This window comes from Achromobacter sp. 1012554356 (assembly GCF_059760815.1).
Genome location: NZ_JCBANC010000104.1, coordinates 1 through 10,620 on the forward strand (window position 1 = coordinate 1; position 10,620 = coordinate 10,620).

Consider the following 10,620-nt stretch of genomic DNA (forward strand, 5'->3'; position numbering starts at 1 on the left):
CTTCGGCCTTCCCTTCAGATTCCCTCGGGCGCATCGACGGCGCTCGCGCCCACGGGGACCGCGACGCCGTGCTGCTAGGGTCTTTGGTATGCGCGCTGCAAGACCTGTGGTCATGGCAGGAAATCTGCGGGGCCGCCGGGTGGCTGCCGCCCGGGCGGCGGCAACCCAGCATCGGGCCGGTGTGTCGTCGTGGCGTTGTGCGCTTCGCGCCGGTGCTGATTGGTTTGCTAATGGCCCGCCGTCACGGAGGGAGGGGCGATGATGGGCGGCGCGGCGACGTTCAGCCACAACTTGCCGACCAGTACGCGCCGCCCATCGGGCACGGGAGTTCAAATGACGATGAACGTAGGCTGGCTCTGAACTTCCCAAGAGCGCCTGCCGCTGCCGGTGTCTGACACCCTAGGAGACGCACTTGGTATGAAGCGAATCTCACCAGGGTGTCAGACACCTAGACCAAATGCAGCCACACGCGAAGCGCCATCGCCACCCCGCAAGACACCGCGTAAGTCTCCGGAGGCCGCCCGCGCGGCCGAACGGAGACGGGCACCGCAAGATGCTGCTAGCCCGAAGGGCTCTGCACAAAAACGCCGAGCACGTCGACCGCCCCAACGGCCTGGAAACTTGAATTGCCAGAGTCCGGTGCGGTGGCGGCCCGGGGTGCGAGGGGCGTCGATAAGCCCGAGGGAATCTGAAGGGAGCCGAAGGCGGACGAAGATGACGAAGGGGGGGGCGCCTAGTCAAGTCCGGAGCGAAGGCTCCGGACCGCAATCGTGGCCCCGCGCGCCCCGTGCCGCTACCGTGCCGGACGTCTTAAGAACTCAATCACTGGACCCACGCCGCACCGAGCGTCTAACGAACCCAATCCTCCATCAGCGATCTCAAATCACCATCCGCGCTAACAAACACACCCTTTGCACACATAACCTCATATCGACTAAGTATTTTTCGGCCACAAATCCCGATGACAGAATCACCTCATCAAGCATTCACTTCATCGGACACCAATCAACATGGCCCCCTTGCTCCGCCTCCTGACCACAGCCGCACTCACGCTCGCATTCACCGCAAGCGCACAAGCCCAGAACAACAGCAAAGACACCATCACAGTAGGCATCTCCGTAGGCACCGCCGAAAAAATCTTCGACGTCGTCAAGCAAGTCGCCGCCCGTGATGGCCTGCAGATCAAGCTCGTCAAATTCAACGACTACCAACTCCCGAACGCCGCACTGAACGCCGGTGACCTCGACGCCAACGCCTTTCAGCACAAGCCTTTCCTCGACAACCAGATCAAGGCACGCGGCTTCGACATCGTGCCCGTCGGCCTCACCGTCACCGCGCCCCTTGGCTTCTACTCCCGCAAGATCAAATCCTTGGACGAGCTTCCCGAAGGCGCCTCCGTCGGCATTCAGAACGACCCCTCCAACGGCAATCGCGCCCTGCGTCTGCTTGCCGCTTACAAGCTCATCACTCTCAAGCCTGAGGCCGAGCAGAAGAACACCGCCACACCGCTTGACGTCGTCTCCAATCCGCGCAAGATCAAGCTGATTGCGCTCGATGCCGCGCAGCTGCCGCGGTCGCTGGATGATCTGACCGCTGCGTCCATCAACAACGACTACGCCGAACAGGCAGGCCTTGTCCCCGCCCGCGACGCCATCGGCCGCGCGGCCGCCGACGGCCCCTACGCCAACCTCATTGCCGTGCGCACCAAAGACCGCGACCAGCCCTGGGTCAAGAAGCTTGTCTCCGCGTACCAATCGCCCGAAGTCCGCGCCTACATCGAGCGCGAATTCAAAGGCTCGCTTGTTCCCGCCTTCTAACGCAGCGTCCCGGCAGACCACCATGAGCATCCTCACCCTGGCCGGCAGTCCGTCGCAGCGGTCCCGTTCCTCCGCGTTGCTGCGTCACGCCGCACAGATCCTGCGTGCACGCGGACTCGGCATCAGCGAACTTGGCCTGCGCGACATTCCGGCCGAAGAACTCATCGAAGGGCATTACACCGGCGCGGCCGCCGGCGCGCTGCGTGCGCGGGTTGCGGCTGCCGATGCCGTGCTCATCTCCACGCCCGTCTACAAGGCGTCGTTCTCCGGCGGACTCAAGGCCGTGCTCGACCTGCTCGATGAAAAGGCGCTTGCCGGCAAGGTCGTCCTGCCCATCGCCACCGGCGGCAGTCCCGCGCATCTGCTTGCCCTCGAATACGGCCTCAAGCCCGTGCTGTCCGCGCTTGGCGCGCGGCACATCCTGGCCGGCGTCTACGCCACCGACAAACAGGTGTGGCTCGACGAGCTGGGCAACGCCGACATTGACGACGACGTGCGCGGGCGGCTCGAGGATTCCGTCGAGCGTCTGTCCGAACACGTGCAGCCGCGCGCCGGCGCCGTCCACCCAGCCTACGACCTTGGCCGCCTCGCCCTCGCGGGCGGCTTCAGCGTCTGATCCGGAGTTTCAGCATGGACGTTTTCTGGTTCATCCCCACGCACGGCGATTCCCGTTACCTGGGCACCAGCCGCGGCGCGCGCGCCGCCAGCTATGACTACTTCCGCCAGGTCGCCGTCGCCGCCGACACGCTCGGCTATGACGGCGTGCTGCTGCCCACCGGGCGATCCTGCGAAGACGCGTGGGTCGTCGCCTCCAGTCTCATCGGCGCCACGCGCAACTTGAAGTTCCTCGTCGCCATCCGTCCCGGCGTCAGCTCGCCGCAAGTGTCCGCGCGCATGGCCGCCACCTTCGACCGCCTGTCCGAAGGCCGCCTGCTCGTCAACGTCGTCACCGGCGGTGATCCCGGCGAGCTCGAAGGCGACGGCGTCTTCGTCAGCCATGACCAGCGCTACGCCATTACCGCGGACTACCTCAAGATCTGGCGCGGCATTCTTGAAAACAGCCACCAGGCCGAAGGCTTCAGCTTCGAAGGCGAGCAGCTCGTGTCAAAGGGCGGCAAGGTCATCTATCCGCCCGTCCAGACGCCGTACCCACCCCTGTACTTCGGCGGCTCGTCCGAAGCCGCGCATGAACTCGCGGCCGAACAGCTCGACGTCTACCTGACCTGGGGCGAACCGCCCGATGCCGTCGCGCGCAAGATCGCCGACGTGCGCGCCCGCGCCGCACAGCACGGGCGTACCGTGCGATTCGGCATCCGGCTGCACGTCATCGTGCGCGAGACTGCCGAGGCGGCGTGGGCCGCAGCCGACGAACTCATCAGCCATCTCAGTGAAGACGCCGTGCAGGCCGCGCAGGCCGCGTTCGGCAAGATGGATTCCGAAGGCCAGCGCCGCATGGCCGCGTTGCACGGGGGCAAGCTGACGGACGGCAACGGCGGCCGCTCGCACCTGGAGATCTCGCCCAACCTGTGGGCGGGCGTCGGCCTCGTGCGCGGCGGCGCCGGCACCGCGCTGGTCGGCGATCCTGAAACCGTCGCCGCCCGCATCCAGGAGTATGCCGACCTCGGTATCGACACCTTCATCTTCTCCGGCTATCCGCACCTGGAAGAGTCCTACCGCTTTGCCGAACTGGTGTTTCCGCTGCTGCCCGGCAAGGGCGAGCGCAAACCCGGCAGCACCGTGCTCACTGGCCCCTTCGGCGAAGTCATGGCGACCGAGCTGGTGCCCAAGGAAGCGGCAAGCTGATGCCTGCCCCGAACAATCTTCCCAGCCCGAACCTGCGGGCCGCGCGTTGGCCGTCGCCCGCGCTGGCTCGACTCCTGGCCCCCCTGCTGGCCCTCGCCGCGTGGCAGGCCGCCGCGCAGGCCGGCTGGCTGTCCGACCGCCTGCTGCCCGCGCCATCGACGGTTGCCGCCGCCGCGGTGGCGCTGGCGCGCAGCGGCGAGCTGTGGAGCCATGCGGGCGCCAGCTTTCTGCGCGTGCTCGCAGGCCTCGTGCTGGGAGGCGGGGCGGCCTTGATCCTTGGTGCGATGAACGCCACCGCCCGGCGCGCCGGCAAACAGGCCGACACCTTGCTGCAAGCGCTGGGCCTCGTGCCAGTTCTCGCGTTCGCGCCGCTCATTCTGCTGTGGCTCGGCGTGAGTGAGACGGCCCGGTTGGCGCTGCTGTCGCTGGGCGCCTTCTTCCCGATTTACCGCCAGACGGTGCGCGGCATTCGCGCGGTGGATCCCGGGCTGATCGCCACGGGCAGGGCGCATGGCCTGCACGGCTGGTCGCTGTTCCTGCACGTCATCCTGCCTGGCGCGTTGCCGTCGATGCTGACGGGGCTGCGGCAAGGCGTGGGGCTGGCGTGGCTGATGCTGGTGGCGTTGGAAGTGTTTGCGGCGCCGTCAGGCGTTGGCCTGCTGGCCGAGAAGGGCCGTCTCGCCGCGCGCGCCGACCTGCTGGTGCTCGGCATTGCGCTGTACGCCGCGATGAGCGCGGCATCCCATGCGCTGGTGCATCTGCTTGCGCGCCACCTGCTGCGCTGGAGCCCCGCGCATCGGCCCGAACTGTTTTCAAGGATCGATTGATGGCCAAGATTTCCCAGTTGCGCCAAGCGCGCCACGCTGAAGACGCCAGCGCCGGCGCGCTCGAAACCCTGGCGGCCGAGCTGGCCGCCACCGCAGTCGAACGCGATCGCGCGGGCGGTCATGCGGCTGCTGAGCGCGAACGCATCCGCGCCAGCGGCCTGCTTCGCCTGTCGATTCCCACCGCATACGGCGGCACGGGCGCGGACTGGTCGAGCGTGCTGGCGGCGGTGCGCCGCCTGGCCGAGGTCGACAGCGCGCTCGCGCACGTGTTCGGCTTTCATCATCTGCAAGTCGCTGGCGTGCTGCTGTACGGCACGCCCGAGCAGCAGGCCTACTTCCTGGCGCCCACCGCCGAGCGCCAGCTCTTCTGGGGCAACGCGCTCAATCCGCTGGACCGCCGCGTCATCGCCCGCGCGGAGCTGGACGGCTACCGCATCGACGGCGTGAAAAGCTTCAGCTCCGGCTCGGTCGGATCGGACCTGCTGACGTTCTCGGCCTGGCACAAGCCGTCGGGTACCGCGCTGATCGCCGCGCTGCCCACGCAGACCGACGGCATCACCGTCAATCCAGATTGGGATGCGTTCGGCCAGCGCCAGACCGACAGTGGCACCGTGCGCTTCGATCACGTGCGTCTGGAAGCGATCCAGGTGCTGCAGGCGCCGGGCGTCGCGCCAACGGCCCGCGCCACGCTGCGTTCGCAGGTGGCCCAGCTCATCATGACCAATCTCTATCTGGGCATCGCGCGCGGCGCCTTTCACGAGGCGCGCCGCTATGTGCGCGACGAGGCGCGGCCCTGGTTCGCGTCCGGCGTCGAGCGCCATGTCGACGATCCCTACGTGCAGGAGCGCTTTGGCGAATTCTGGCTGCGCGTGCAGGCGGCAGAGGCGCTGGCCGACCTGGCTGGATTGAAGCTGGACGCCGCGCTGGCGCGCGGACCTTCGGTCACGGCGCAAGAACGCGGTGAGGTCGCCGTTTCCGGTGCACAGGCCAAGGTGCTCGCGCATCGCGCCGCGCTGGCGGTGGGCTCGGAACTGTTCGAGGTGACCGGGGCCAGCGCCACCGCCGCGCGCTACGGCTACGACCGCTACTGGCGCAACGCGCGTGTCCACACCCTGCATGACCCGGTCTCCTACAAGATCCGCGACCTGGGGCGGTACGCGTTGCTCGATCAGGCGCCAGAACCCACCGCCTATTCCTGATGCAACCGCAATGACCGATATTTCCGACATCTCCGCCGTGCCGCAGCCCGTCATCCGCCTGGATGCGGTGAGCAAGTCGTTTGCGACGCGTGCCGGACGCTTTGACGCCGTGCGCAACGTGTCGCTGTCGATCCGCGCCGGCGACACGTTCGGCATCATCGGCAAGAGCGGCGCGGGCAAGTCCACGTTGCTGCGCCTCATCAACCTGCTGGAGCGGCCGGACGAAGGCGCCGTGCGCGTGGCCGGCACCGAACTCACCGTGCTGTCCAAGCGCGACCTGCGGTCGGCGCGGCAGAACATCGGCATGATCTTCCAGCAGTTCAACCTGCTGCAGAACGAGACCGTGTTCGAGAACGTGGCCTTTGCGCTGCGCGTGCACGGCGGGCGCAGCAAGACGCAGATCGCTGACCGCGTGCGCGACTGCCTGGAGATCGTGGGGCTGACCGACAAGGCAGCCAGCCATCCCGCGCAGTTGTCGGGCGGCCAGAAGCAGCGAGTGGCGATCGCGCGTGCACTCGCCAGCGAGCCTGCCGTGCTGCTGTGCGACGAGCCCACTTCCGCGCTCGATCCCGAGACCACACGCTCCGTGTTGAGCGTGCTGCGAGACATCAACAAGCGCCTGGGCGTCACCATCGTCATCGTCACGCACGAACTGGCCGTGGTGCGTGCGCTGTGCCGTCATGTGGCCGTGATGGAGAACGGCGAGGTCCTGGAGCAGGCCGAGATTTCGGGCGCCAACGTGCATCTGTCTTCGCCGCTGGGCCGCGAACTGATCCGCGAAGCCACCCATCCCTATGAAGAGGTCGCATGATGCTGGACACCTTTGTGCAGTTGCTGCCCGAGCTGGGCGTGGCGGTTGGACAGACCTTTCTGATGCTGGCGATCGCGCTGGCCGCGTCGATTCTGCTGGGCGGCCCGCTGGGCATCCTGGTGTTCCTGACCGGACCGGGGCAATCGCTGGACCGCCCGGTGCTGCACCGGTTGCTGAGCTGGACGGTAAATACCGTACGGTCGTTTCCGTTCATCATCCTGCTCGTCGCCCTGGTGCCGTTCACGCGAGTGATTGCAGGAACGTCCATCGGGCCGGTCGCCGCAGCGGTGCCGTTGTCCTTCGCGGCCATTCCGTATTTCGCGCGGCTGGTCGAGCAATGCCTGCGCGAAGTGCCGCGCGGCGTGATCGAGGCCGCGCACGCCGCAGGAGCGTCGGAATTGCAGATCGTGCGCCGCGTGCTGCTGGTGGAGGCGCGCTCGGGTCTCGTGCTGGCCTTGACGGTGCTGGCCGTCAGCTTCCTGTCCTACTCGGCCGTGGCCGGCGTGGTGGGCGGCGGCGGCATCGGCGACCTGGCTATCCGCTATGGCTATTACCGCTTCCAGACCGACGTGATGGTGCTGACCGTGGCGCTGCTCGTGGTGCTGGTGCAGATCATCCAATTCGCCGGCAATACCGTCGCGCGACGCATCGACAAACGCTGACTCCAAAGGACTCTCATGCTGCCCAACCGCAATCTCCTGGCCTCGGCGCTGGCCGTGCTGACCGTGCAGGCCTTCGGCGGCCCCGCCCACGCGGCCGATCCCGCCAAGAAAGAAATCGTGTTCGGCGCGACGGCCGGGCCGTACAGCGACCAGATCAAGCTGGGCATCAAGCCCATCCTGGAAAAGCAGGGCTATACGGTCAAGATCGTCGAGTTCAACGATTACGTGCAGCCCAACTTTGCGTTGGCGCAGGGCGCGCTGGATGCCAACGCGTTCCAGCACATCGTCTACCTGAAGAACTTCGCGGCCAAGAACAAGCTTGATCTGTCGGAACTGATCAAGGTGCCGACCGCGCCCATCGCCATCTACAGCAAGAAGTACAAGAGTGTCGACGCGGCGCCCGACGGCGCGAGCGTGGCGTTGCCCAACGACCCCACCAACCAGGCGCGCGCGCTGGTCGTGCTGGAGGAACTTGGCTGGGTGAAGCTGCGCGACGGCTACGACCCCTTGCAGGTGTCTGAGAAGGACGTGGCGGTCAACGTGAAGAAGGTCAAGCTCATCCCGCTGGAAGCCGCGCAATTGCCGCGTTCGCTCGAAGACACCGACTTCTCGTTCGTGAACGGCAACTTCGCGCTGGCCTCCGGCCTGAAGCTGACCGAGGCGCTGGCGCTGGAAAAGACCACGCCCACTTATCAAAACCTGGTGGCCGTGCGCACGGCGGATCGCGACAAGCCGTTCGTCAAGGACATCGCGGCGGCCTACGCGTCGCCGGAGTTTCTGGCGATCACCGAGAAGTCGTTCGCCGGCTTCGTGAAGACCGATTACCAGCAGAAGCTGCAGGCGGCCCGTTAGGGCCGCGCGCAGGCGCATTCGCCAGCAGGCCGCCATGTTCATCCACCCCAACGAGTTCGAACTCTTCCAGCACCTGCAGGCGCCCGGTGGCGCCGAGCGGGACAACGCGCCGGACGAGGACGCCGCGCGTCCCGCGCCCCTGCGTGTGACGCTGCGCAAGCTGGCCGGGCGCGATGGCGGCGACGTGCTGCACCCGCTGGATCTGGACATCGCCGCCGGCGAGTTCGTGGCGGTGGTGGGGCGTGCGGACAGCGGCAAGCGCGCGCTGCTGCGGCTGCTGGCGGGCGAAGCCAGCCCGACGGGTGAGCACGGCGGCGCGCCGCAGCGCTCGCCGGTGCTGTTCGACAACTTTCCGCTGTGGGGGCCCGATCATCGTGTTCGCATGCTGCTGGCGGATGCGCGCCTGCTGCCGTGGAAGCGCGTGCTGGACAACGTCGCGCTGGGATTGCCCGAACGCGACCGGGCGCTTGCTGCGTTGCGGCAGGTGGACCTGGCGCGCCACGCCAACGACTGGCCCGCCAGGTTGACCGAAGCGCAACGCCAGTGCGCCGCGCTTGCCCGCGCGCTGGCGCATCGGCCCGGCCTTCTGCTGCTCGACGACCCGTTGGCCCGGCTGGATGCGCTGGCCCGGATCGGCATGCAGGGCGAACTGGAAGCCGCCTGGCGCCGGGAAGGCTTCACCGCCGTGCTGGCGACCCATGACGCCGCCGAGGCGGTGGCCGTGGCCGACAGGGTCCTGGTGCTGGGCGCGGGCCGCGTGACGCTGGACGTGCGCGTGGACCTGCCGCGGCCGCGCGTGCGCGGATCGGCCGCCTTCACGGCGCTGGAGTCGCGCGTGCTGCGCGCCGCGCTGGGACAACCCGACACGCCGGGTCCGGACGGCAGGCCGCTAGCGCCTGTCATCCAGATCCGGCATCTGAGGCTCGCGGTCTGACGCCGGGGGCCGGCATGCACAACCCGGCGCCGCCACGGCGCCATCCTCACCTTTCAGGAGCAACACCATGAGCATCCAGTCCATCAACGCCCGCAACCAGTTCCGCGGCAAGATCAAGGAAATCATTCTTGGCCCGGTGGTTTCCGAAGTCGACGTCGACACGCCCGCTGGCATCGTCACGTCGGTCATCACCACCCGCTCGGTCAAGGAACTGGACCTTCAGGTCGGCACCGAGGTCCTGGCGTTCGTGAAGGCGACCGAGGTGTCCGTCGCCAAGCTGTAGGGCGTACGACCGCCCAAGCTGGCACCGGTGTCAGACACCCTCTGAGACGCTGCCGCAAGCTGACGACCGTCTCCCCAGGGTGTCAGACACCTCGACCTCAGCAATCTGGCGGCCGGTGTCTGACACCCTTTGAGACGCTGCTGCAAGCTGACGGCCATCTCCCCAGGGTGTCAGACACCTCGACCTCAGCAATCTTGCGGCCGGTGTCTGACACCCTCTGAGACGCCGCCGCAAGCTGACGGCCATCTACCCTGGGTGTCAGACACCTCGACCTCTCGCCCCGCCGTCCGCGCTTCCAAACGGCCGGCGTTAGGCATATATTGTCTTCGCGATATCCGGCGGTTCCCTCCTGGCTTGTGGCGTCTTGCTCTGTGTGCGGAGAACGGAAATGCGGCGACTGCGAACGTGGTTGATCGGCCTGCTGTGCCTGGGGCTGTCATTCTCTTTTCCCGCCATGGCGCAGACCAAGCTGAGCAACGCTCAGCTTGATCAGCTGATGGCGCCCGTGGCGCTCTACCCGGATGCGCTGCTCTCGCAGATCCTGATGGGGTCCACGTATCCGGATGACATCGCGGCCGCGGCCAAATGGTCGGCCGCGAACGCCAATCAGTCTGGCGACGACGCCGTGCGCGCGGTCGACGCCGAAACCTGGGACCCCAGCGTCAAGTCGCTGGTGGCCTTTCCGTCGGTCATGGACATGATGGGCCGCGAGCCCGGCTGGGTGAAGTCCGTGGGCGACGCGTTCCTAGCGCAACCCGAGGCCGTCATGGATGCCGTCCAACGGCTGCGCACGCAGGCGCAGAAAGCCGGCAACCTAAAAAGCACGCCGCAGCAGACCGTCAAGACCACCACCGCCAATGAAAAGACCGTCGTGGTGATCGAACCCGCGGATCCCCAAGTGGTCTACGTGCCCAGTTACAACCCCACGGTGGTCTACGGCGCGTGGGCGTATCCGTCGTATCCGCCTTATTACTATCCCCCGCCGCCGGGGTCGGTGTTTGCGACCTCGCTGGTGGCCGGCATCGGATTCGGCATTGGCGTCGCGGCGATCAATTCGATGTGGGGCGACGCCAACTGGGGGCATGGCGACATCGATATCGACGTGGATCGCTACAACAACATCAACGTCAACAATCGCATCGACCGCAACAACGTCAACAACAACCGGTCCACGTGGCAGCACAATGCCGCGAACCGCGGCAACGCACCGTACGCAGACGCCGCCAACCGGCAGCGTTTCGACAGCCAGCGGCAGGCCGGATTGCAGAACCGCGCGCAGGCCGGCGGTCAAGATCCCGGCGCGGCGCCGGCAGCCGGATCCCGTGAGGCCGCGCGGCAGCGGGCAGCCCAGTCTTTTGACGGGCGAACCGGGCAGCCGAGCGCGGGCCATTCCGGCGCGGACGGCGGACGCGGCCAGGGGGCAGGCCGGGGC

The 10,620-nt window shown here is 67.2% G+C and carries 11 protein-coding genes; all 11 read left to right on the forward strand.

From position 1 onward, the window contains the following. The first annotated feature begins 1,010 nt into the window (after nt 1-1,010). Complete coding sequence (locus AC6LJW_RS28950; RefSeq protein ID WP_498088925.1) at nt 1,011-1,817, forward strand: MetQ/NlpA family ABC transporter substrate-binding protein; 807 nt, start codon at nt 1,011-1,013, stop codon at nt 1,815-1,817. 22 nt (nt 1,818-1,839) lie between these two features. Continuing rightward, complete coding sequence (gene ssuE / locus AC6LJW_RS28955) at nt 1,840-2,433, forward strand: NADPH-dependent FMN reductase (protein WP_498088926.1); 594 nt, start codon at nt 1,840-1,842, stop codon at nt 2,431-2,433. A gap of 14 nt (nt 2,434-2,447) precedes the next feature. Further along, nucleotides 2,448-3,620 carry an FMNH2-dependent alkanesulfonate monooxygenase gene (ssuD, locus tag AC6LJW_RS28960; protein WP_056565114.1) on the forward strand — a complete coding sequence of 391 codons (1,173 nt, stop codon included), beginning with the start codon at nt 2,448-2,450 and terminating at the stop codon, nt 3,618-3,620. Continuing rightward, nucleotides 3,620-4,447 (forward strand): ABC transporter permease subunit, encoded by an 828-nt coding sequence (locus AC6LJW_RS28965; protein ID WP_498088927.1) that lies wholly within the window; start codon nt 3,620-3,622, stop codon nt 4,445-4,447. Before ssuD ends, AC6LJW_RS28965 begins: the two co-directional genes overlap by 1 nt. Beyond that, nucleotides 4,447-5,646: an acyl-CoA dehydrogenase family protein gene (locus AC6LJW_RS28970; protein ID WP_498088928.1), complete on the forward strand. Its 1,200-nt coding sequence runs from the start codon at nt 4,447-4,449 to the stop codon at nt 5,644-5,646. The genes AC6LJW_RS28965 and AC6LJW_RS28970 overlap by 1 nt, the downstream gene beginning before the upstream one ends. A gap of 10 nt (nt 5,647-5,656) precedes the next feature. Next, nucleotides 5,657-6,457: a methionine ABC transporter ATP-binding protein gene (locus AC6LJW_RS28975; protein ID WP_056565106.1), complete on the forward strand. Its 801-nt coding sequence runs from the start codon at nt 5,657-5,659 to the stop codon at nt 6,455-6,457. Next, nucleotides 6,457-7,119: a methionine ABC transporter permease gene (locus AC6LJW_RS28980; RefSeq protein WP_056566920.1), complete on the forward strand. Its 663-nt coding sequence runs from the start codon at nt 6,457-6,459 to the stop codon at nt 7,117-7,119. The genes AC6LJW_RS28975 and AC6LJW_RS28980 overlap by 1 nt, the downstream gene beginning before the upstream one ends. Nucleotides 7,120-7,134: 15 nt before the next feature. Further along, nucleotides 7,135-7,971, forward strand: a complete 837-nt coding sequence (locus AC6LJW_RS28985) for a MetQ/NlpA family ABC transporter substrate-binding protein (RefSeq protein ID WP_498088929.1) — start codon at nt 7,135-7,137, stop codon at nt 7,969-7,971. Nucleotides 7,972-8,005: 34 nt separating this feature from the next. Further along, nucleotides 8,006-8,905, forward strand: coding sequence for an ATP-binding cassette domain-containing protein (locus AC6LJW_RS28990; protein ID WP_427987803.1), 900 nt, complete (start codon nt 8,006-8,008; stop codon nt 8,903-8,905). Nucleotides 8,906-8,972: 67 nt separating this feature from the next. After that, nucleotides 8,973-9,188: a TOBE domain-containing protein gene (locus AC6LJW_RS28995; protein WP_006227327.1), complete on the forward strand. Its 216-nt coding sequence runs from the start codon at nt 8,973-8,975 to the stop codon at nt 9,186-9,188. A gap of 388 nt (nt 9,189-9,576) precedes the next feature. After that, the coding region (locus AC6LJW_RS29000; RefSeq protein WP_498088930.1) for a DUF3300 domain-containing protein at nt 9,577-10,620 on the forward strand (1,044 nt) is incomplete at its 3' end.

Excerpts from the sequence above, each read along its gene's own strand:
- AC6LJW_RS28950 (WP_498088925.1), top strand. The coding sequence starts at position 1,011 with ATGGCCCCCTTGCTCCGCCTCCTGACCACAGCCGCACTCACGCTCGCA.
- ssuE (WP_498088926.1), top strand. The coding sequence starts at position 1,840 with ATGAGCATCCTCACCCTGGCCGGCAGTCCGTCGCAGCGGTCCCGTTCC.
- ssuD (WP_056565114.1), top strand. The coding sequence starts at position 2,448 with ATGGACGTTTTCTGGTTCATCCCCACGCACGGCGATTCCCGTTACCTG.
- AC6LJW_RS28965 (WP_498088927.1), top strand. The coding sequence starts at position 3,620 with ATGCCTGCCCCGAACAATCTTCCCAGCCCGAACCTGCGGGCCGCGCGT.
- AC6LJW_RS28970 (WP_498088928.1), top strand. The coding sequence starts at position 4,447 with ATGGCCAAGATTTCCCAGTTGCGCCAAGCGCGCCACGCTGAAGACGCC.
- AC6LJW_RS28975 (WP_056565106.1), top strand. The coding sequence starts at position 5,657 with ATGACCGATATTTCCGACATCTCCGCCGTGCCGCAGCCCGTCATCCGC.
- AC6LJW_RS28980 (WP_056566920.1), top strand. The coding sequence starts at position 6,457 with ATGCTGGACACCTTTGTGCAGTTGCTGCCCGAGCTGGGCGTGGCGGTT.
- AC6LJW_RS28985 (WP_498088929.1), top strand. The coding sequence starts at position 7,135 with ATGCTGCCCAACCGCAATCTCCTGGCCTCGGCGCTGGCCGTGCTGACC.
- AC6LJW_RS28990 (WP_427987803.1), top strand. The coding sequence starts at position 8,006 with ATGTTCATCCACCCCAACGAGTTCGAACTCTTCCAGCACCTGCAGGCG.
- AC6LJW_RS28995 (WP_006227327.1), top strand. The coding sequence starts at position 8,973 with ATGAGCATCCAGTCCATCAACGCCCGCAACCAGTTCCGCGGCAAGATC.